The 21,217-nt window shown below is 60.6% G+C and carries 18 protein-coding genes and 1 pseudogene; 10 read left to right on the top strand and 9 right to left on the bottom strand.

The window, feature by feature from the left end:
- Positions 1–113 precede the first annotated feature (113 nt).
- Both AEQ63_RS19385 and AEQ63_RS19380 read left to right on the top strand, forming a co-directional pair.
- Complete coding sequence (locus tag AEQ63_RS19385) at positions 114–1,061, top strand: LysR substrate-binding domain-containing protein (RefSeq protein ID WP_042607673.1); 948 nt, start codon at positions 114–116, stop codon at positions 1,059–1,061.
- 200 nt (positions 1,062–1,261) lie between these two features.
- The gene (locus AEQ63_RS19380; RefSeq protein ID WP_016771629.1) at positions 1,262–1,669 is read left to right on the top strand and encodes an HPF/RaiA family ribosome-associated protein; all 408 of its coding nucleotides are present in this window, start codon (positions 1,262–1,264) and stop codon (positions 1,667–1,669) included.
- Positions 1,670–1,939: 270 nt separating this feature from the next.
- Here AEQ63_RS19380 and AEQ63_RS19375 read toward each other — a convergent pair.
- From AEQ63_RS19375 to AEQ63_RS19360, 4 genes and pseudogenes are all read right to left on the bottom strand, one after another.
- Positions 1,940–2,308: pseudogene (locus tag AEQ63_RS19375) on the bottom strand (endonuclease domain-containing protein).
- A 237-nt stretch (positions 2,309–2,545) separates the two neighbouring features.
- The gene (fecA, locus tag AEQ63_RS19370; RefSeq protein ID WP_064364435.1) at positions 2,546–4,879 is read right to left on the bottom strand and encodes a TonB-dependent Fe(3+) dicitrate receptor FecA; all 2,334 of its coding nucleotides are present in this window, start codon (positions 4,877–4,879) and stop codon (positions 2,546–2,548) included.
- A 145-nt stretch (positions 4,880–5,024) separates the two neighbouring features.
- Entirely contained in the window at positions 5,025–5,957 is a 933-nt protein-coding gene (locus AEQ63_RS19365; protein WP_064364434.1) for a DUF4880 domain-containing protein, read from the bottom strand.
- Positions 5,954–6,442 carry a sigma-70 family RNA polymerase sigma factor gene (locus tag AEQ63_RS19360; RefSeq protein WP_042607676.1) on the bottom strand — a complete coding sequence of 163 codons (489 nt, stop codon included), beginning with the start codon at positions 6,440–6,442 and terminating at the stop codon, positions 5,954–5,956. The genes AEQ63_RS19365 and AEQ63_RS19360 overlap by 4 nt, the downstream gene beginning before the upstream one ends.
- A gap of 188 nt (positions 6,443–6,630) precedes the next feature.
- Here AEQ63_RS19360 and AEQ63_RS19355 point away from each other — a divergent pair, with 188 nt between their 5' ends.
- The 6 genes from AEQ63_RS19355 (at position 6,631) to AEQ63_RS19330 (ending at position 13,021) form a co-directional block, all read left to right on the top strand.
- Positions 6,631–6,936 carry a DUF3649 domain-containing protein gene (locus tag AEQ63_RS19355; protein WP_064364433.1) on the top strand — a complete coding sequence of 102 codons (306 nt, stop codon included), beginning with the start codon at positions 6,631–6,633 and terminating at the stop codon, positions 6,934–6,936.
- Positions 6,933–8,516 carry a PepSY-associated TM helix domain-containing protein gene (locus AEQ63_RS19350; RefSeq protein WP_064364432.1) on the top strand — a complete coding sequence of 528 codons (1,584 nt, stop codon included), beginning with the start codon at positions 6,933–6,935 and terminating at the stop codon, positions 8,514–8,516. The genes AEQ63_RS19355 and AEQ63_RS19350 overlap by 4 nt, the downstream gene beginning before the upstream one ends.
- Positions 8,516–8,842: a DUF3325 domain-containing protein gene (locus tag AEQ63_RS19345; RefSeq protein WP_064364431.1), complete on the top strand. Its 327-nt coding sequence runs from the start codon at positions 8,516–8,518 to the stop codon at positions 8,840–8,842. Before AEQ63_RS19350 ends, AEQ63_RS19345 begins: the two co-directional genes overlap by 1 nt.
- Position 8,843: 1 nt before the next feature.
- Entirely contained in the window at positions 8,844–9,410 is a 567-nt protein-coding gene (locus AEQ63_RS19340; protein WP_064364430.1) for an RNA polymerase sigma factor, read from the top strand.
- Positions 9,407–10,396: a FecR family protein gene (locus AEQ63_RS19335; protein ID WP_064364429.1), complete on the top strand. Its 990-nt coding sequence runs from the start codon at positions 9,407–9,409 to the stop codon at positions 10,394–10,396. The genes AEQ63_RS19340 and AEQ63_RS19335 overlap by 4 nt, the downstream gene beginning before the upstream one ends.
- A 195-nt stretch (positions 10,397–10,591) precedes the next feature.
- Complete coding sequence (locus AEQ63_RS19330; protein WP_064364428.1) at positions 10,592–13,021, top strand: TonB-dependent siderophore receptor; 2,430 nt, start codon at positions 10,592–10,594, stop codon at positions 13,019–13,021.
- Between the two features lie 198 nt (positions 13,022–13,219).
- Here the strand turns inward: AEQ63_RS19330 and AEQ63_RS19325 are convergent, their stop codons facing one another.
- Complete coding sequence (locus AEQ63_RS19325) at positions 13,220–14,095, bottom strand: helix-turn-helix domain-containing protein (RefSeq protein ID WP_064364427.1); 876 nt, start codon at positions 14,093–14,095, stop codon at positions 13,220–13,222.
- A gap of 141 nt (positions 14,096–14,236) precedes the next feature.
- Here AEQ63_RS19325 and AEQ63_RS19320 point away from each other — a divergent pair, with 141 nt between their 5' ends.
- The gene (locus AEQ63_RS19320) at positions 14,237–15,139 is read left to right on the top strand and encodes a DMT family transporter (RefSeq protein WP_064364426.1); all 903 of its coding nucleotides are present in this window, start codon (positions 14,237–14,239) and stop codon (positions 15,137–15,139) included.
- A gap of 18 nt (positions 15,140–15,157) precedes the next feature.
- Here AEQ63_RS19320 and AEQ63_RS19315 read toward each other — a convergent pair whose 3' ends face one another.
- The 4 genes from AEQ63_RS19315 to AEQ63_RS19300 all read right to left on the bottom strand — a co-directional run bounded on the left by AEQ63_RS19315 (position 15,158) and on the right by AEQ63_RS19300 (position 19,431).
- The gene (locus AEQ63_RS19315) at positions 15,158–15,667 is read right to left on the bottom strand and encodes a DUF2165 domain-containing protein (RefSeq protein WP_064364425.1); all 510 of its coding nucleotides are present in this window, start codon (positions 15,665–15,667) and stop codon (positions 15,158–15,160) included.
- 149 nt (positions 15,668–15,816) lie between these two features.
- Positions 15,817–16,791: a 2-hydroxyacid dehydrogenase gene (locus AEQ63_RS19310; protein WP_064364424.1), complete on the bottom strand. Its 975-nt coding sequence runs from the start codon at positions 16,789–16,791 to the stop codon at positions 15,817–15,819.
- 883 nt (positions 16,792–17,674) lie between these two features.
- Positions 17,675–18,049 carry a DUF6124 family protein gene (locus AEQ63_RS19305; RefSeq protein ID WP_064364423.1) on the bottom strand — a complete coding sequence of 125 codons (375 nt, stop codon included), beginning with the start codon at positions 18,047–18,049 and terminating at the stop codon, positions 17,675–17,677.
- A gap of 413 nt (positions 18,050–18,462) precedes the next feature.
- On the bottom strand, positions 18,463–19,431 hold the full coding sequence (locus tag AEQ63_RS19300; RefSeq protein ID WP_042607688.1) for a LysR family transcriptional regulator: 969 nt from the start codon (positions 19,429–19,431) through the stop codon (positions 18,463–18,465).
- Positions 19,432–19,710: 279 nt separating this feature from the next.
- Between AEQ63_RS19300 and AEQ63_RS19295 the strand changes: the two genes are divergently transcribed.
- Positions 19,711–21,210, top strand: a complete 1,500-nt coding sequence (locus AEQ63_RS19295) for an efflux transporter outer membrane subunit (RefSeq protein WP_064364422.1) — start codon at positions 19,711–19,713, stop codon at positions 21,208–21,210.
- Positions 21,211–21,217 lie beyond the last annotated feature (7 nt).

Genomic DNA, 21,217 nt, shown 5'->3' with positions numbered 1-21,217 from the left:
AGTAGGAATCGCTGCCATTTTTTGTCGGACAAGCGCAATGTCGGCGATACTGCCTGCCTCGGTTCGAGGTGACCAACGAAACCTCCTAAGACAGCCTTTAGCAGGACTAAACAATGAGTCGTCAATTGCATGCCCAGACCTATGTCTGGCTGCAGGTATTTGCCTGTGCGGCCCGGCACCTGTCGTTCACCCGCTGCGCCGAAGAGCTGCACATCACCCCGGGGGCGGTCAGCCAGCAGATTCGCCAATTGGAAGAGCGCCTGGGCTTTCGCCTGTTTCATCGGCGAGCGCGCGGCGTTGAGTTGAGCGCGCAGGGGCAGCGGCTGGCGATTACTGTCAACGAAGCCTATGGCAGCATCGATGCGGAGTTGCGCCGACTGGATGCCGGGATGATCAGCGGGACGTTACGGCTGCGTTCGATTCCGTCGTTTCTCGGCAAGTGGCTGACCCCGCGCTTGCCGCGCTTGCAGCAACGCTTTCCGGACATCCAGTTGCGCCTGGTGGCGGAGGACAGCAGCGTGCCGTTGCACCAAGGCGATTTCGATCTGGCGATCGATCTCAACGATGGCAGTTACCCCGGATTGTTATCCACAGCCTTGCTCGACGAACAGATATTTCCGGTATGCGCGCCGAGCCTGCTGCGTGGGCGACCGCCGTTGCACGGGCCGGCGGATCTGGTGCATTTCCCGCTGCTGCACGACATCACCGCCTGGCGTGGCAGTTACGAATATGCGGAATGGGAGTTCTATTTGAATGCGATCGGCTTCGAAGGCGCCGATGTGCGCCGCGGGCATACGTTCAATCGCAATCACCTGACCATCGAAGCGGCGATTGCCGGCATGGGCGTGGCAATTGCCCGGCGCACGCTGCTCAACGACGAGCTGGAACGCGGCACTCTGATCGTGCCGTTCGGCTTGTCGGTGCCTAACCATAAACGCTACGTGCTGCTGTATGCGCCGGGGGCGTTGAGCCATCCGGGCGTACGTGCCGTGCACGATTGGCTGGTGGAGGAGGCGGGGATTTTTCGCAGTCTGCACCCGCTGAATGAGCAGCAGATGTGAGTAGATTTTTCAGCGGAGCGGGTCGACCCAACTCCCGACCTTAGCAGCGCTTTGCTCGGTTGTCCGGCTTTTTTTGCGAATGAATATTTTTCTTTTTTCAGGGGTTGAAATGTTCGGCGCTCGGGCCGATTGTTGTAACCAGGAGGTCAGGAAATTCAACTCAAGGCCTCCAGCGAGCTAGCTGAAATAAGGGATGAACTATGCAAATCCAAGTCAACAGCGATAACCATATTCAAAGCAGTAAGCGACTGGAGGAGTGGGTACGTACAACTATTGAGAGCACGCTCGACCGTTATGAAGAAGACCTGACCCGTGTCGAAGTCCACCTCAGCGACGAGAACGGCGAGAAGCCAGGTCCCCATGACTTGCGCTGCCAACTGGAAGCGCGGCCAAAAGGCCACCAACCCATTTCCGTGACCCACAAAGCCGATTCGCTGGAACAGGCGATCGACGGTGCTGCCGAAAAACTCGAGCACAAACTGGATCATTTGTTCGGCAAACTGCGAGGTAAACCACGCGCTGCGGTAGTGCCATTTACCGGCAAGGCCAACGACAAGCTGCTGGCGGAAGAATTCGACGAGAACGAACAGGCAGCCATCAACAGTTGATGCGCTGATTTCACAAGTCACACAAGGAGAACGGGCCTGCTGATGCAGGCCCGTTTTTTATTTGTAGCAGAAAAGCCCCTCACCCCAGCCCTCTCCCAGAGGGAGAGGGGGCGATCAGTTCCCCCTCTCTCGGGGAGAGGGCCGACCGAGGTGTCTGAAGAGGTACATCGACCTGAAAGACCGCGTTGATTATGGATTCGGTAAAGCAGAATCAGGTCGGCGTACTTCGCAAGCGTCCCACGGTCAGTCCCCTCTCCCTCTGGGAGAGGGTTAGGGTGAGGGCATTTTTCGATTCGCCGCAATTCTTATGATCTGCTCTAGCACATCGTCCATCTGCTGGATCACCTCGAGGTTACTGAAACGCGCGACTTCAATGCCCTTTTGGTTCAGATAGCGTGTCCGGCGCTGGTCATGAATCAATCCCACTGTTTCATAGTGCTGACCACCGTCCAGTTCAACCGCCAATTTCAGCTCCGCACAGTAAAAATCCAGCACCTAAGGCGGACACGGAAACTGCCGGCGAAATTTCAGATTGGCGATTTGGCGGGAGCGGAGTTTTTGCCAGAGCAACTGTTCGCAATCGGTTTGGTTGACGCGTAACTGGCGGGCGAATTGGGCGAGGGTGGGGCGGGTTTGCATGCTTCACGATCCTTGTGAAGTTGGTTTGATATTTCACTGTAGCCCATTCCCCTCACCCCAGCCCTCTCCCGGAGGGAGAGGGGGCCGACCAAGGTGTTTTGCGGGGTACATCGACCTGAAAGACCGAGTCGATTATGGATTCGGCAAAGCAGAATCAGGTCGGCGTACGTCGCAAGCATCCCACGATCAGTCCCCTCTCCCTCAGGGAGAGGGTTAGGGTGAGGGGCTTTTCAACCCTCAGAACGCCACAGAAGTCTGCACATAAACCGTCCGCGGCTCCCCGACGTACTTGCCCTTGTTGTTGTCATCAAACGAGCGCGTGAAGTACTGCGTGTTGAAGATGTTCTTCACGCCTACCGCCACATTCAAATCCGCCAACTGCGGCCCGAAGTCATACCCGGCGCGGCTGCTGAACAGCATGTACCCCGGTATCTTGCCGGTGCTGCCATCGGCACTTTCCTTCGAGGTGTTGGCGTTGTCGGCGAACTGATCGCTCTGGAAGCTGCTATCCAGATTCAACTTCCAAGGGCCTTCGGTGTAACCGACACCAATCGTGCCTTTGTGTTTCGACGAGAACGGCACGCGATTGCCCTTGTTCGGCCCGTCTTCGCGGATAGTCGCGTCAACATAAGCGTAGCTGGCGTAGACATCGAAACCGGCCAGCGCCGGACTCAAGTCATCGAGGGCGTAATTGACGCTGGTCTCGATGCCCTGATGGCGGGTTTCACCGCGGGCGATCACCGAATCGTTGGTCTGGTTGCTTTCGTACTGGTTATCGAAGTTGATCAGGAATGCGCCGATTTCCGCGCGCAGGGCACCATTGTCATAACGCGTGCCGAGTTCCCAGGTGCGCGCTTTTTCCGGTTTCACCTCGCCGCTGCTCACGCGGTTGGGCATCTGGCTGTACTGCACGCTGCCGAACGAGCCTTCGGTGTTGGCGTACAGGTTCCAGCTGTCGGTCAGGTGATAGAGCACGTTCAGCGCCGGCAGCGCGGTGTTGTAGTCGCCCTTGTATTTGACGTTGGTCAGGTTGTTGGTCTGCTGCGACTCGATCATCTCGTAGCGCACGCCCGGGGTGATGGTCCATTTGCCGATGTCGATGCGGTCGTCGACGAAGAACGCATTGGCCTCGGTGCCGCCACGGGTATCGCGGTCGTTGCGGCTGCTGGTGGTCGGGTATTCGTTGGCGCTGATCGGCGTGCGGTAGCGCAGTTCGTGGCCCGCCTCGTTGATGTAGCGGTAGCCGACGCCGACTTCATGGCTGCTCGGACCGAGGTCGAAGCCTTGGGCGAAGCGGGTTTCCAGGCCACGCACCCAATACTCGCGTGGCGACAGCGAAAGGAACGTGCCCTGATCCAGATAGCCGCTGCGCAAAGTCTTGGTGAAGAAGGTGTTGGCGGTGAACTCGCGGCGATCTTCCTGATAGCGATAGCCGAAGTTGAACATCGTCCGGCGCCCCCAGAACTGGTCTTTCGGGCGCGTGGACTGATAGGGATCGGCATCGTAATCGGCGACGTTCAGACCGCCGGGCATGTCGGCCTTGCCTTCGTAATACTGGGCCATGGCGTTGAAACTGTTGGCTTCGTCGAGCTGGTATTTGCCCTTGAGAATCAGGTCGTCGATCTCGCTATCGCTGTGCTCACGCCAGTCACCGCCACGGGTGCCGGAGTACAGCAAGGCGCCGCCCAGGCCGTTGGCGTTGGTGCCGCCGGCCAGCAGATTGGCGCTGGTCTTGAAACCGTCGTGGCTCGACGACGGGCTGGTTTCAGTCTGGAAACCACCCTTGACCGTCGGCTCGTCGGGGATTGCCCGGGTCACGAAGTTGACCACGCCGCCGACGTTCTGCGGGCCGTAACGCACCGCGCCACCGCCGCGCACCACGTCCACGGCATCCATGTTGCCCATGCTGATCGGCGCGAACGACAACTGCGGCTGACCGTACGGCGCGAAAGGCACCGGAATGCCGTCCATCAAGACTGTCGAGCGCGCGGCCAGACGTGGATTCAAACCGCGAATGCCGAAATTCAGCGCCATGTCATGGCTGCCGGTGCCGTTGTTCTCCGGCGCATTGACGCCGGGGATGCGGTTGAGCACGTCACGGGCCTGCGTCGCGCCCTGGCGTTCGAATTCGTCGCGGCGAATCACATCACGCGCGCCCGGGTGTTCGAACACGTTGACCTGCGCCGCATCGCCGAGCCAGTCGCCGACCACGGTCGAAGTGCCCAACTCAAGCGCGGAATCTCCCAACGGTTGCAGGCTGAAGGCATTTTCGCCCTCGGCGCGGGCTTGCAGGCCGGTGCCTTCGAGCAATGCATCGAGACCTTGCTGCGTCGTGTAATTGCCTTCCAGACCACGGCTTTGCACACCGCTGGTGACTTGCGAACCGAAGGAGATCAGCACGCCGGCTTCACGGCCAAACTGGTTGAGCGCGGTTTCCAGCGACGCCGGGGCAATGTGATAGACCTTGGTCTCGGCGCCCAGCGCGGCGGGCAGGGCGGTGAAACTCAGGCTGGCGCCAAGCAGAAGATTGCGCAGGCTGCGGGCCAGTGGCGTGAGGCGGGGGGGCTGCATGTGGATGATCCTGAGAAGGGGGAATCAAGGGGGCTTTCCTTCTCTGTCACGCCAGATCTGAAAAACGGCTCATTTGTTTTGAAAATAAAAAGATCGCAGCCTTCTGTAGGAGCCGCCGAAGGCTGCGATCTCTTGATCCTGCTTTTCAAACCCGCGCTTCAACGCTCACCCAATATCGGGTAAAGCGCCTCACTTTCACTGGCAAACTGATTTCCAGCAGGTCGAGAATCCGCTCACTGTCATCCAGCGGGTACGTCCCGGAAATCAGCAGATCGGCGACCTGGCTGGCGCAACTCAACTGACCGCGCCGGTAGCGGCCAAGCTCTTCGAGAAAGTCGCCGAGGCGCATATGGGCGGCGACCAGCATGCCGTCGGTCCAGGCGCCGCTGTTGGCGTCCAGCGGCTTGGCCTCGCTGACGGCGCTGCCACTAAAACTCAGCTGACGCGCGACCGGCAGCAGCAGAGGCGCGCGCGGGTTGGCGGTGAGTTCGACTCGCCCTTCAAACAGCGCGATCTGCGTGCGATCGGCAAACTGCCGCACGTTCAGGCGCGCCCCTTGGCTTTTCAACACGCCGTGCGCCGTGTGTATGTCGAACGGGCTCGCAGCGCTCAGGAGCATTTCGCCTTCAAGCAGACGAATCTGGCGCTGCGCGTTATCGACATCGGCGGAGCTGGCGGTATTGAGCTGCAAGGAATCGGCGCCGCCCAGGGCAATCTTGCGCCGCTGCCCGACCGGTGTGCGGTAATCGGCGAGCAGCGACGGCAGCGGCGTGTGCTCGCGCAGGCCCCAGGTCGCCGCTGAGCCGGCACCGAGAATCAGCAGCATTTTCAGCGCCTGACGACGGCTGGCGGACTTCGGCCCGTTCAACGTCGCGTGGGCCAACGGCGGTGACACGCCGCGCAAGCGCTGGTTGACCCGTTGCATGTGCTCCCACGCCCGGCGGTGTTCGCTGTGCGCATCCAGCCATTGTTGCCAGGCCTGTTGCTGGCGCGGGGTGAGCGTGCCCTGCTGCATTTCCAGCAGCCAGTGCACCGCCTGTTCGGCGACCTGCGCGGAAAATTCCGGCACTCGATTCATAAAGCGAAATAGCAGCGCATCGCCGCTTTGTTCAGATGGCGTTTGACCGTGGCTATCGAGATACCCAGTTCAGCGGCGATCTGCGGATAAGTCAGGCCATCGACCTGCGCGAGCAGGAAGGCGCGTTTGATCGGCTGCGGCAAACCGTCGAGCAGCTCATCGAGTTCGAGCAACGTCTGCAGGATGATCGCTTTGTGTTCTTCCGACGGCGCGACCATCTCGGGCATTTGCGCCAGCGTCTCGAGGTAGGCGCGTTCCAGATCCTGCCGCCGGTAATGGTTGAACAGCACACGCTTGGCCAAGGTGGTGAGAAACGCGCGCGGTTCGATGATCACCGGCGGCTCGCGGGCGGTGAGCACTTTGACGAACGTGTCCTGAGCCAGATCCGCCGCGCTGTCCGGGCAGCCGAGCTTGCGCCGCAGCCAGCCGGTGAGCCAACTGTGATGGGCGTGATAGAGCGATTCGACAGGATGGGCGGGCGGCAACGAAATGACTCCGGACGCAATGCTTGCGTAGAGAACGTGCGTTAGAGAACAAGAACGGTTCGCATTGTAGGGGCTGGGGACCGTGTCCGGCAATCAGATGCTTTTGCGTATGAGAATATTTATCATTAATATTGCTCGCCTGTAGATTCGGCTTGTCGGCCGAACGTTTTTCGTTTCAGGGTCGAAACATGAAAGGCAAACTCGCCACGCTTCCCATGTCCTATCGTCTGGCCGTCACTTCGCGAGTGCTGGCGGCGGTTTTCGGCGGCTATCTGGTCGCGGCGCTGGCCAGTGTCACCCTGACGCTGTGGCTGCCGTTGAACCGCGCTGAAGCCGTGGTCACCGGCATGACCGTGTCCTTTCTCGTCTGGCTGGTCGCAGTGCTCTGGTGCTTTGCCTGCCGCAGCGCATGGTCGGCATGGGTCGGCTTGCTGGTGCCGAGCGTGATTCTCGCCACCATTTCCGGTGTCGCGCGCGGTCTGGGGCTGGCATGAAAGAGGGTTTTCGCCAGGCGATGGCCTGGCTGCACACCTGGGCCGGACTGGTGTTCGGCTGGTTGCTGTTCGCGATCTTTTTCACCGGAACGCTGGCTTACTTCAAAGACGAAATCAGTCACTGGATGCAGCCGGAAATGGCTGCGCATCCACTCGATGCCGAAGCGAGCCTGACCCTGGCGCAAAACTATCTGCAGCAACATGCCGCCGGTGCTTCGCGCTGGCTGATCGATTTGCCCGATGCCCGCGATCCCGGCCTTACCGTGCGCTGGCAGCAGGCACCGGGCAAGCCCGGGGAGCGCGGTCGCTTCGAATCCAGGACCCTCGACGCGCAGAGCGGGGCCGAAGTACAGGGCCGCGAAAGCATGGGCGGCGAGTTCTTCTACCGCTTCCACTTCCAGTTGCAGATGCCTTATCCGTGGGGCCGCTGGCTGGCGACCATCGCTGCGATGGTGATGTTCGTCGCGTTGATCAGCGGCATCATCACCCACAAGAAAATCTTCAAGGACTTCTTCACCTTTCGCCCGCGCAAGGGCCAGCGTTCCTGGCTCGACGGGCATAACGCGGTGGGTGTGCTGGTGCTGCCGTTTCACTTGATGATCACCTACAGCAGCCTGGTGATTTTCATGTCGATGGTCATGCCGGCGAGCATCGTTGCCTCTTACGGCAGTGACGTGCGCAAGTTTTACGACGAAGTCTTTCCCGCCTCGAAGACGCCGGAACGTGCTGATATCGCCGCGCCGCTGACCGCCATGGCTCCGCTACTTGCCAAGGCCAGCGAGCAGTGGTCGGGCGGCCACACCGCGCGCCTGTCGGTGAGCAATCCGGGCGATGCCAGCGCCACGGTGGTGCTGTCCCGCGCAGGCGATCGGGTGGTGCATGATTTTGGCCGGGCGGTGACGTTCAACGGCGTCACTGGGCAGCTTCTGAGCAGTACCCCCGATCAACCCATGGCGATGTCGGTGGGTGGTGCATTCTACGGTCTGCACATGGGCCATTTCGCCGGGCCGCTGTTGCGCTGGCTGTATTTCATCTGCGGACTGGCCGGCACGGCGATGATCGGCACCGGGCTGGTGATCTGGCTGGGCAAGCGTCAGCTCAAGCACGCAAAAAGCGCAGCGCTGCCGTTCGAATTGCGTTTGGTCGAAGTGCTTAATATTGCCAGCATGGCCGGGCTGGTGTCGGCGGTGGCGGTATTCTTTTTGGCCAATCGGTTGTTGCCGGTGAGTCTGACGGGACGGGCCGACTGGGAAGTGAATGCGTTCTTCATCGCCTGGGGCCTGAGCCTGGTGCATGCGGTGTTGCGTCCGGGCCGCAAGGCCTGGATCGAACAGCTGACGCTCGGCGCCGCGCTGTTTATCGCGGTGCCGCTGATCAATGCGCTGACTACGCCGTGGAATCTTGGCGCGACCTTGATACAGCGCGATTGGGCGTTGGCCGGATTTGATCTGACTTGTCTGGCGACGGGGCTTTTTCTCGGCTGGGCTGCGCGCAAGATGCAGCGTGCTGGCAACCGCGTCAGCGTTCCCAAAGTAAAGTCATCGCCTCGGTCGATTACCCTTGAACAGAGTGCCAACTGATGCTGCTGGCCCTGTTACTCACCTACGCCGGCTTCACCGCATTGTGTCTGTCGATGCCTCGCCATCACGCTGAATTGCTCGGCGCCAAACCTTCGACTGGACGGCAGCGAGCGATGTCGTTGGCGGGATGGCTGTTGTTGGTGCTGTCGCTGTGGGCGGCGGTGGCAGCCAATGGCTGGAGTTTCGGTCTGGTCGACTGGTTCGCGGTGCTGATGCTCAGCGCTTTGGCACTGGTGCTGTTGCTGCCGTATCGCCCGCGTCTGGCCTTGGCACTGGCCGGGTTGAGCCTGTTGGCGAGTCCGGTTGCGGCATGGGCGCAGTGCTGAAGTGCTGATCGGTCTGCCGCCGGAATCGCGTGATGATGAAGCGCGTGGCGCGCGTGCGCATTTTCTCCAGGTGTTTCTGTCCCAGCGTGCGCAAATGGAAGCACTGGTGAACCGGCGCGTCGGTTGTCGGGCGACGGCGGCGGATCTGGTCCAGGATCTGTTTTTGCGCTTCTGGCGGCGGCCGCTGGTCCAGGTCGAAGAACTCAGCACCTATCTGCTGCGCTGCGCCGGCAACATCGCCATCGATCATTTGCGCAGCGAAGGCACGCGCACGCGGTTCAATGATGGCTGGCTGCCGGACGAACCCGATAGCCACGGCAGCGAACCCCAGGCCGCGCTCGAAGCCGGCAATGATCTGCGTCATGTCGAAGCAGCGTTGCGCGCCTTGCCCGAACGCACGCGGCAGATTTTTCTGCTCAATCGCATTCACGGGCGCAAGTACGCCGAAATCGCCAAGGCCATGGGCCTGTCCCAAAGTGCCGTGGAAAAACATATGATGCGCGCCCTCGAGGCCTGCAAGGCCAGCCTGCGCGACCCCGCGCCACGCCTGCCAGGGAAAGCACCGTGAAGCCATCCACTCCGATCACACCGACACCGGCCCAGGAGCAGGCCGCGCTGGCCTGGCTGAGCCTGTTGCACGACCGCCCGAGCACTGATGATCAACTGACCTTCAGCCAATGGCTGCGCGCCGATCCCGCCCACGCCGAGGCGTATGCGCAGGCGCAGGTGATCTGGGAACTCAGCGAAGCCCCGGCGCGCACGCTGGCCGATGAAGAGGCGTTCGCGTTGCAAGGTTATCTGCAGGCGATGGATGCGCCACGGCGTTCGCCATTGTTGCGTTGGTCTGGAGCGCTGGCGGTGGCCGCGTGTCTGCTGCTGATGGTCAGCCTCGGCACGGGGTGGCAAGCGCAGCGCTGGCTCGACGATCTGCGCGCCGATCACGTCTCGGCGCCCGGTGAAATCCGCACGGTGACCTTGGCCGACCAATCGCAAGTGACGCTGGATGCCGATAGTGCGATTGCCGTGGATTTCAGCCACGGTCAGCGCCGCGTGCAGTTGATCCGTGGCGCCGGTTTCTTCAGCGTCGCCCACACCGGCGATCCGTTTGTAGTGGCGGCGGAGCAGGGCGAGGCGCGGGTACTCGGCACGCAGTTCGACGTGCGCCGGCAACTCCATGGTGCGCAAGTGACGGTATTGTCCGGACGTGTCGCGGTGACGGCGGATGAGCATGGCCAACAACAGATTCTCACGGCCGGCCAGCAAGTCGCCTACGCCGACGGCACGGCGGAAAAACTGCATACCGTCGACAGTGAAGCGCAACTGGCCTGGCGTCAGGGTTGGCTGACTTACTACAAAACCACGTTGGCTGATGTGGTCGAGGATCTGCGCCGCTATTACCCGGGGCGGATTGTGCTGCTCAACGATGACCTGGCAGCGCGCAAGGTCAGCGGCAGCTTTCCGAGCAAGGACCCGCAGGCGGTGCTGAATTCGCTGCAGGGAGTGTTGGGGTTTGAGCAGCATCGGGTGTTGGGGCACCTGATCATTTTGCGCTGAGGCAGCAAAAGATCGCAGCCTTCGGCAGCTCCTACATTGGAATGCGTTCCCCTGTAGGAGCTGCCGAAGGCTGCGATCTTTTGATCTTCAAAATTATTTTCGATTTATGGTGAGGTAACTCCGGGCCCCATCCGTGTAGTGACTGAAACTGCGAGCCATTCGCATCCGTTGCGGTTCTACACAGGTCATTGAGCAATGAAGTCCAGGGCAAAATCCGGTTCGGTCAAACAGTGGTTAAGCGTGTCGGCGTTGAGTTTTTCCGCGTTGGCATTGCTGCCTATGAGCATGGCGCTGGCCGCTGAAGCGCTGAGCAATCAGGCGCAGCAGCAATTCAATTTCACCCTCGCCGCCAAACCGCTGCCGCAAGCCCTGAGCGATTTCAGCCGCGTGACCGGGCAAAGCGTGGTCTACACCGACGAAGCGCCGTACGGCCTTAATGCTCCGGCAGTCAACGGGCAGATGAGCGCCGAGCAGGCCCTGCAACGCCTGCTCGGCAACTCCGGCCTGAGCTTTCGCCGCACTGACAGTCACACCCTGGCACTGGAGCCGGCCCCGACCGAAGGCGCGCTCAATCTCGACGCTACAACGATCACCTCAACGCGCGATGAATCGCTGAGTTATCAGCCGCCGGAAACCAGTTCGGTGATGCGCTCATCGGCGTCGCTGCAAGAAATTCCGCAGACCGTCAATATCATCCCGGCGCAGGTCATTCGTGATCAGGCGCCGCGCAATCTTGACGACGCGCTGGCCAATGTCAGTGGCATCACTCAGGGCAACACCTTGGGCAGTACGCAGGATTCGGTAATGACCCGCGGTTTCGGCGACAACCGCAATGGCTCGATCATGCGCGATGGCATGCCGCTGGTGCAGGGCCGCGGCATGAACGCCAGCGTGGACCGCGTCGAAGTGCTCAAGGGCCCGGCCTCGTTGCTCTACGGGATTCAGGATCCTGGCGGTGTGGTCAATCTGGTCAGCAAGAAGCCGGAACTGACCCAGTACAACGCTTGGACCCTGCGGGGTTCGACCTACGGTGACGGCAAGAACGGCAGCGGCGGCGCCTTCGACAGCACCGGTGCGCTGGGCGACTCCGGTTTCGCCTATCGCATGATCGTCGATCATGAAGACGAAGATTACTGGCGCAACTTTGGCACCCACCGCGAGACCCTGATCGCGCCGTCGCTGGCCTGGTACGGCGAACGCACCAAGCTGCTGTTTGCCTACGAGCACCGCGAATTTCTCACCCCGTTCGACCGTGGCACCTTGATCGATCCGCGCACCAATCATCCGCTGGATATCTCGCGCAAGGAGCGTCTCGATGAGCCGTTCAACGACATGGAAGGGCGCTCGGATCTGTACCATTTCGAAGCCGACCACGAACTCAACGACGACTGGAAAGCCCACTTCGGCTACAGCTGGAACCGCGAAACCTATGACGCCAGCCAGGTCCGCGTTACCGCCATCAATACCCGCAACGGCACACTGACGCGCAGCATGGACGGCACCCGGAATGCGATCAGCACCGACCGTTTCACCACCGCCAGCCTCGAAGGCAAAGTCAATGTACTGGGCATGCAACATGACCTGGTATTCGGCGTCGATGACGAGTACCGCAAGATCTACCGCGAAGACTTGATTCGGCAAAAAAGCCTGAGCACCTTCAGCTACCTCAATCCGGTGTATGGCCGCGAAGTGATGGGCACCACCGTGAGTGCGCCCGACAGCGCACAGACCGATGAGCTGCGCAGCGATTCGGTGTTCCTGCAGGATTCGATTCACCTCAACGAGCAGTGGATTCTGGTCGCTGGAGGACGCTTTCAGGAGTACGACCAGTACGCCGGCAAAGGCGTGCCGTTCAAGGCCAATACCGACAGCAACGGGCAGAAGTGGGTGCCGCGCGCCGGTCTGGTCTATCGCTACACCGACGCTTTGTCGTTCTACGGCAGCTATACCGAATCGTTCAAACCCAACTCGACCATCGCCCCGCTGAGCGGCAGCAGCACGGTACTCGACGGCAGTATCGCGCCGGAGGAAGCCAAGTCCTGGGAGCTGGGGGCGCGACTGGATATGCCGGGCAGCATCACCGGCAATATCGCGTTGTTCGACATCAAGAAGCGCAACGTGCTGGTGGCCAACTCTGAAGGTCCGACGACGATTTACAGTGCGGCAGGCGAAGTGCGTTCACGCGGGCTGGAAGTCGATGTCAGCGGGCAACTCAGCGAGCGCTGGAACCTGATCGGCAGCTATGCCTACAGCGATGCCGAAGTCACCGAAGACCCTGAGTACAAAGGCAAGCGCCTGCAGAACGTCGCGAAGAATTCCGGGTCGCTGTCGGCGGTGTACGACTTCGGCAATGTGTTTGGCGGCGATCAATTGCGTGTCGGTGCTGGCGCACGTTATGTCGGCGAGCGGGCCGGCAACGCGGTGAATGATTTCGATCTGCCGAGCTACACCGTGGCTGATGCGTTTGCCACTTACGACACCACGGTTGAAGGGCAGAAGGTCAAGTTTCAGTTGAACGTGAAGAACCTGTTTGATCGCACCTATTACACCTCGTCGGCGAGCCGCTTCTTTGTCTCGATGGGGGACTCACGGCAGGTTTCGCTTTCCAGCACTCTGGAGTTCTGAGTCAAAGTCAAAAGCCCCTCACCCTAGCCCTCTCCCGGAGGGAGAGGGGACTGACCGTGGATATTCCAGAGGTACACCGACTTGAACGTGATGCTTTGAATCCATAATCGATTCGGTGTTTCAGGTCGACGTATAGCGCCAGACACCTCGGTCGGCCCCCACTCCCCCTGGGAGAGGGCTGGGGTGAGGGGAATGGGCTCACCGCAAAAACGCCTGCCGATACTCCCCCGGCGTCCCACCCAGAACCTGGCGAAACCGATTGGTGAAATGACTGGCACTGGCAAACCCGCACGCCAGCGCGATCTCCCCCAAGGGCAACGTCGTCCCGCGCAACAATTCCCGTGCCCGGCTCAAGCGCCGCGCCAGCACATATTGATGCGGTGGAAGTCCGAAGCTCACGCGAAACATCCGGGCGAAGTGGTATTCCGATAACGCGCAGAGTCCGGCCAATTGGCCGAGGCTGATTGCTTCGCTCAATTGATTGTCGATGAACTCCACCAACTGCCGACGTTGGTGCGCCGCCAGCCCGCCTTTCAAACGCAAACCCTGACGCGCGCCGACCTGACTGAGCAAGGTGTGGCTGATCAATTCATGGGCGAGGCTACTGGTCAGCAGACGTTCGGCAGGCTCCTCCCAATTCAGCGTCAGCAGCTGCCGGAAGCGCTGCGCCTGCTGCGGATCTTCGAGAAAGGTCTGTTCGCGCAACTGCATCTCGCGCGGCTCGCGGTCGAGCAAAGTCACGCAGCCGAGGGCGAATTGTTCGGCGCTGAAATACAGGTGCGCCAAGCGGATATCACCGTTGATCACCCAGCCTGACTCGTGATCGGCCGGCAGGATGCACAGCTTGTCCGGCCCGCCCTTGCGGCCCGGCTGGCCGCGCCGGAATGTACCGGTGCCGCCGGCGATGTAGCAGGACAGCGTGTGATGACTCGGTGCCTCGTATTCCTGGGCGTCGTGGTGGTTGGTCCACAAGGCCGCTGACAAGCCGTCACCGAGCTCGGCGCTATGCACGAGGCGTGCATTTGGCGAGCGGTTGAGGGCTTGAAAGACTTGCAGGGTATCGATGGCGGCCATGTTCGGTTCTCTTCAACGCCTTCGCATCCTACTCCGTAGACGTGGCGCTGCCAGCCTGCTGGCGGACAAAAGCGCAAGATTCTGCAAGCGTGCATGGGCGGGCGAGGCAGACACTCAAGGCCTGTTTGAGGAGCGTCTGCCATGAACCTGTCGTTGTACCTGCTGACCGTGCTGATCTGGGGAACCACTTGGATCGCCTTGAAATGGCAATTGGGCGTGGTCGAAATTCCGGTGTCGATCGTCTATCGCTTCGGCCTGGCCGCACTGGTCCTGTTCGCGCTGTTGCTGCTCAGTCGTCGCCTGCAGCCGATGGACCGTCGCGGGCATCTGATCTGCGTGGCTCAGGGTCTGTGTCTGTTCTGCATCAATTTCATGTGTTTCCTGACCGCCAGTCAGTGGATTCCCAGCGGACTGGTGGCGGTGGTGTTTTCCACCGCGACGCTGTGGAACGCACTGAATGCGCGGGTGTTCTTCGGCCAGCGCATTGCGCGCAATGTGTTGATGGGCGGCGCGCTCGGGCTGTTCGGTCTGGGACTGTTGTTCTGGCCGGAGGTGGCCGGGCATCAGGCCAGTCCGCAAACCCTGCTGGGGCTGGGTCTGGCGTTGTGTGGCACCTTGTGTTTTTCGGCGGGGAATATGCTTTCGAGCCTGCAACAGAAAGCAGGGTTGAGACCGCTGACCACCAACGCCTGGGGCATGGCCTATGGCGCGGCGATGTTGACGGTGTGGTGTCTGCTCAAAGGCATCCCGTTCGAGATGGACTGGTCACCACGTTATGTCGGCGCGTTGCTCTATCTGGTGATTCCCGGCTCGGTGATCGGCTTCACCGCGTACCTGACGCTGGTCGGGCGCATGGGCCCGGAGCGTGCGGCTTACTGCACAGTGCTGTTTCCGGTGGTGGCGCTGAACGTGTCGGCATTTGCCGAAGGTTACCAATGGACCGCGCCGGCGCTGGTCGGGCTGGTGTTGGTGATGCTGGGCAACGTGTTGGTGTTTCGTAAACCGAAAACGCTGTTGTCAGCAGGGCAGGGGAAGTTGGCCTGATAGAACGAGCGCTGCTGTTCAGCGCTCAACTTTCAATGTGATGTAAATCATCACCGGGAAGATGAAGTCGACAATATGTCTTGCCCAGTCTTTGGCATTCCATGATTGCGAAGTGTCCATGTCGAACCACTCGACGCCGACCGTTTGCAGGCACACGTAGTAAATGAAGATGGCAACCAATATGCCCATGATCGAAAACTTCTTGGCTTCATGAAATTCCGCAGCCGATGCATCGACGTAGCGATATAACTGGTAAGTGCCGATCAGGCACAGCACCGTATAAGTGACTTCCATGGTGATGATGAACCAGTAGATCCGGTGATGGATCATGGGTGAGTCAATCGCCCGGTACATGATGTTTTCACTGGCATTGGTGGTGTCCATGCTCAGGATGTGCGCGACGTAAGTGTAGTTGGACTCATAGTCGGTGAAGTTGTGGATCATCACCAGCAGGCCAAAGAAACTTATATAAGTCATCAAGATGACTTTGCTGTAACGAATGAGTTTGTCGGTGGTCAGGGTGTTCACGGGATTAGCTCTCCATGGCAATTAATCAATAAGTTGATAATTTCCGAGAGCTTATAGTGCAGTTAGTTGGTATGGCTTTATTGTTCGGTTGCAAGTTATGTAGGGAGAATGAATCAAGGGCCAGCGCAACAGTACGCTGGCCCCTTTTTTCAGCCGCGCCAGACTTGGGGGTTGACCAGATCCTGCGGCCGTTCGCCGAGCAGCGCGCTGCGCAAGTTGGCCAATGCGCGATTGGCCATCGCTTCACGGGTCTCGGTGGTGGCCGAGCCGATGTGCGGCAGGGTGACGGCGTTTTTCAGCTGGAACAGCGGCGATTCGGCCAGCGGTTCTTTCTCGTAGACGTCCAGCCCGGCACCGCGGATGCGGTTGTTTTGCAGGGCTTCGATCAGCGCCGGTTCGTCAACCACCGGGCCGCGAGAGATGTTGACCAGGATTGCACTCGGCTTCATCAGCGCCAGCTCGCGATGGCTGATCAGGTGGCGGGTCTTGTCGCTGAGCGGTACTACCAGGCAGACGAAGTCGGCTTCGGCGAGCAGTTGATCGAGGCTGCGGAACTGCGCGCCGAGTTCCTGTTCCAGTTCGCTCTTGCGGCTGTTGCCGCTGTAGATGATCGGCATGTTGAATCCGAAGCGGCCACGTCGGGCGACGGCGGCGCCGATGTTGCCCATGCCGACAATGCCGAGGGTCTTGCCGTGCACATCACTGCCGAACAGCGGCGCGCCGACACTGGCTTGCCATTGGCCGGCCTTGGTCCAGGCGTCGAGTTCGGCAACGCGGCGGGCACTGCTCATGATCAGCGCAAAGGCGAGGTCGGCGGTGCTTTCGGTGAGCACGTCGGGGGTGTTGGTGAGCATGATCCCGCGTTCGTTGAAGTAGTCGAGGTCGTAGTTGTCGTAGCCGACGGAGACGCTGGAGACCACTTCGAGTTTTGTCGCGGATTCCAGTTGCGCACGGCCGAGTTTGCGACCGACGCCAATGAGGCCGTGGGCGTGGGGCAGCGCTTCGTTGAACTGGGCGTTGATGTCACCGGTCTTGGGGTTGGGGACGATGACGTCGAATTCGTCTTGCAGGCGTTCGATCATGGGCGGGGTGATGCGGCTGAAGGCCAGGACTGTTTTTTTCATTGGGCTTGGGCTCGTCGGGGCTTGATTGCAAGCACGCTAACATTTTCTCGCTCGGGTTGTCTTGGCGGCCTCTGGGCCGGCCATGCCTTGGGTGGTTTGGGTGTATATCCGTTTCTGCGGGTGTTGCTGATTACGGTTCCGCCCTTACGGCGGGTCACCTTTTTCAAACGCCAAAAAGGTAACCCAAAAGGCTTGCTCCTGCGTTCGGCCCTCGCAGGCTCGGGTTCCTTCGCTCCGGGACTGATCCGGGCGCAGCGGCTCCGGTTTGCTTCGCTGCACCTACACTCGCTGTGTTTGGCTGCGCCAAACGGTCGCTTCGCTCCCACCCCCGGATCAATCCCTCCACTCAGCCTTCCGAAGTCGCCCGTGGATCAAGATCAAAAGCACTCGAGCTTGCGCTCATTGTTGAGTGGGGCGGCTTCGCCGCGGGCAGCTGCGCTGCTTTGCTTTTGCTTTTGTAGGAGTGAGCCTGCTCGCGATGGCGGCCCGCTAGTCAACAAATTACTATCGAGTTCACGCGATCCAGCGGTAGGAGCTGCCGAAGGCTGCGATCTTTTGATCTTGCTTTTGCTTTCCTGTGGGGGCTGGCTAGCCAGCGATGGCGGCCTGACAGCCGACCTGTTTCTCGCTGATGTACTCGATTCAAACTGTAGGAGTGAGCCTGCTCGCGATGACGTCCTCATAGCCAACCCATCTCTGCCAGATTCACCCTGTCCCTGTGAGAGCTGGCTTGCCAGCGAAGGCGGCCTGGCAGCCGACTCATATCTTGCTGATGTACACGATCCAGAATTGTGGGAGCGAGCCTGCTCGCGAAAGCGGTTTATCTGACACCTCGAATGTTGAATGTGCCGAAGCCTTCGCGAGCAGGCTCGCTCCCACGGGGTCAGCTGCGTGACGGGGGCTGGTGGATTTCGTAATTATCCAGCACCCGGTTCACCGCCAGTTCCGCCAGCATGATTACTTGTTGGATAGCCAATATCGTGTGCCGTTGTGGGCTGTCGACGTGGGCGGCGATGTCGCTGCTCATGATGCTGGCCGAGGCGAGGGATTCACAGGCGTGGGCCAGCAGGCTTTCGTCGTCCTGGTCCGGGGCGATCTGGAACATGGTGCTGGGTTTGTGGTTTTGCTGCGTGCTGGCGGACGGTTTGAGGTAGTGATCCAGCGCACGCTCGGCGGCGCCGTGGAGTTTTTTCGAGTCGGGGGATTGGTAGGGGGAGGTGCTTTCGGATTCGGGGGGATTGGGTGTGGGTTTGAACATGGCAAAGGTCCTTTTGGATTAATGGAGCTGCCATTTTTCGTTTTCCAGGCGAAAGGGGTGGCAGCTGTACGCGGACTGGAAAAACCGGCAAAGGATCAAACCCGGCAGACCCGAAGGTCTCCCACGTACAGCCGCCATAACTGATTACCGGCGCTGAAAGAGCGCGGCATTATGTCATGCGCTGTGATCCTGCGGGTTTTCCAGACCCGGTCGCTGATTCGTCAGCGACAACCAAATCCTAGCCAGCGCACTTCCGACGGACAACCTGCAAAACCTGTCGGAAACTTCCTTGTAAACGCGTCCATGTAGGAGCTGCCGTAGGCTGCGATCCGTTGATTTTTAAACAGCAAAATCAAAAGATCGCAGCCTCGTTGCACTCGTCAGCTCCTACATGAAGTCAGCGGTGTTTAAAGTCAGGTGGCGACGCGCGCGCCAGCCAGGCTCCCGCTCAATTCGTACGCGACCAATTCCGCCTGATGCGCCGCCAATATCTCCGGCAACGATCCACGCAAATATTCCACCCAGGTCTTGATCTTCGCATCCAGGTACTGCCGCGACGGGTAGATCGCGTAGAGGTTGAGTTCCTGGGAGCGGTAGTTCGGCATCACCCGCACCAGTGTGCCGTTACGCAAACCTTCGATCGCCGCATACACCGGCAGCACGCCAACGCCCATGCCGCTGGTGATCGCGGTTTTCATGGCGTCGGCGGAGTTCACCAGAAACGGTGAGCTGTTGATCGTGACCATTTCCTGACCGTCCGGGCCGTCGAAGGTCCATTTCTCCAGCGGAATCACCGGGCTGACCAGGCGCAGGCAGGCGTGGTTGAGCAGGTCGCTGGGTTTCTGCGCGGCGCCGTTGGCTTTCACGTAGGCCGGCGAGGCGCAGACGATGCTGTAGGTGATACCCAGGCGCTGAGAAACGAAGCCGGAATCGGGCAGTTCACTGGCGAGGACGATCGAGACGTCGTAGCCCTCGTCGAGCAGATCCGGCACGCGGTTGGCCAGAGTCAGGTCGAAGGTCACGTCGGGGTGGGTCTTGCGGTAGCGGGCGATGGCGTCGATGACGAAGTGCTGGCCGATGCCGGTCATGGTGTGCACTTTCAGCTGGCCGGCCGGGCGCGCGTGGGCGTCGCTGGCTTCCGCTTCGGCTTCTTCAACGTAGGCGAGGATCTGCTCGCAGCGCAGCAGGTAGCGTTTGCCGGCCTCGGTCAGGGCGATGCGCCGGGTCGTACGGTTGAGCAGGCGGGTTTGCAGGTGGGCTTCCAGGTTGGAGACCGCGCGCGAGACGTTGGCGGTGGTGGTGTCCAATTGCACGGCGGCGGCGGTGAAGCTGCCCGCTTCGGCAACACAACTAAAGGCGCGCATGTTTTGCAAAGTGTCCATGGGGTGCTCTCAAGGGAGATGGCAAATTGTGACACGAAGTTTCAGGGGCTGAGACCCCCGACCAAGGGATTATCTCGTTAACCGTAACAAAGATTCACAGAAATCCCAGCTTATCGCCGCAGAGGCACCTCCATAGAATTGCGCCGGTCCCTGGGTAGGAGCTGCCGAAGGCTGCGATCTGTAGATTTTGTTTTAAGGGAAGCAAGATCAAAAGCTCGCAGCCTTCGGCAGCTCCTGCACAAGTCCCTCGATTGATCCTTTTCTCAGGAATTCGCAGCTGTGCCGCGTCGCATCAACAGAGCGCTTTTGCCGCTCAGTGTTCTGGCTTTAACCCTGGCTCTCGGCGGCTGCATCTCTACCCAAGGCATTGCCCCACACGGCGAGGCGCTGGAGGCCGATTCACTGGCCACTGACGCGGCCATTGCCGAGGCCGCCAAAGACGCCCACTGGCCCACCGCCCATTGGTGGCAGGCGTTTGGTGATGCGCAACTCAATCGCTGGATCGACCTCGCCGTGCAAGGCAGCCCGAGCATGGCCATGGCCGCCGCGCGTGTGCGTCAGGCGAAAGCGATGGCCGGTGTTGCCGAAGCGGCCGAGGCGTTGCAGATCAACGGCCAGTCGACCCTCAAGCGGCACAACTGGCCGACCGATCAGTTCTATGGCCCGGGCGACCTGGCCAACACCACGACGTGGGACAACAACGCCGCGCTGGGCTTCAGCTACGCCCTCGACCTCTGGGGCCGCGAGCGCAATGCCAGTGAACGGGCGGTGGATCTGGCGCATGTCAGCGTCGCCGAGGCGCGTTTGGCGCAGTTGGAGCTGCAGAGCAACATCGTCCGGGCCTACATCGAACTGTCGCTGCATTACGCCCAGCGCGACATCGTTGCCGCGACGCTCAAGCAGCAACAGCAGATTCTCGATCTGGCGCAGAAACGCCTCAGCGGCGGTATCGGCACGCACTTCGAAGTCAGCCAGGCCGAAGCGCCGCTGCCCGAAACCCATCGGCAACTCGATGCGCTGGACGAGGAAGTCGCCCTGAGCCGCAACCAGATTGCTGCGCTGGCCGGCAAAGGTCCTGGCGCGGGTGCGCTGCTGCAACGGCCGACGCTGTCCTTGGCGGCGCCGTTGAAGTTGCCCTCGGCGTTGCCCGCCGAACTGCTCGGCCAGCGTCCGGACGTGGTCGCCAGTCGCTGGCAAGTGGCGGCGCAGGCACGCGGCATCGATGTTGCCCACGGCGGTTTTTACCCCAACGTCGACCTGGTCGGCAGCCTCGGTTACATGGCCACCGGCGGTGGGGCGCTGGAGTTTTTGACCGGCAAGAAACTCAACTACAACGTTGGCCCGTCCATCTCGTTGCCGATCTTCGACGGCGGCCGACTGCGGGGCGAATTGGGCGAAGCGGCGGCCGGTTATGACATCGCCGTGGCGCATTACAACCAGACCCTCATCAACGCGCTGAAGAACATTTCCGATCAGTTGATCCGCCGCGAGTCGATGGACAAGCAACAGGACTTCGCCGCCGAGTCCGTCGCCGCAGCGCAGAAGACTTACGACATCGCGATGATCGCCTATCAACGCGGCCTCACCGATTACCTCAATGTGCTGAATGCGCAGACGCTGCTGTTCAAGCAGCAGCAGGTGCAGCAGCAGGTGCAGGCCGCGCGGTTGAGCGCGCATGCCGAACTGGTGACGGCGCTGGGTGGTGGCCTCGGTGCGGGTGATGACGTGCCAACGGCCGAGCAGACCCAAGCCCCGAAAACCCCGGCGCTCCTGCGGTGAAGCCAGT

It is taken from the genome of Pseudomonas sp. RIT-PI-o (assembly GCF_001297215.1).
In the GTDB taxonomy this organism is placed as follows: domain Bacteria; phylum Pseudomonadota; class Gammaproteobacteria; order Pseudomonadales; family Pseudomonadaceae; genus Aquipseudomonas; species Aquipseudomonas moraviensis_A.
This window is presented reverse-complemented; position numbering and strand designations above follow the sequence as displayed.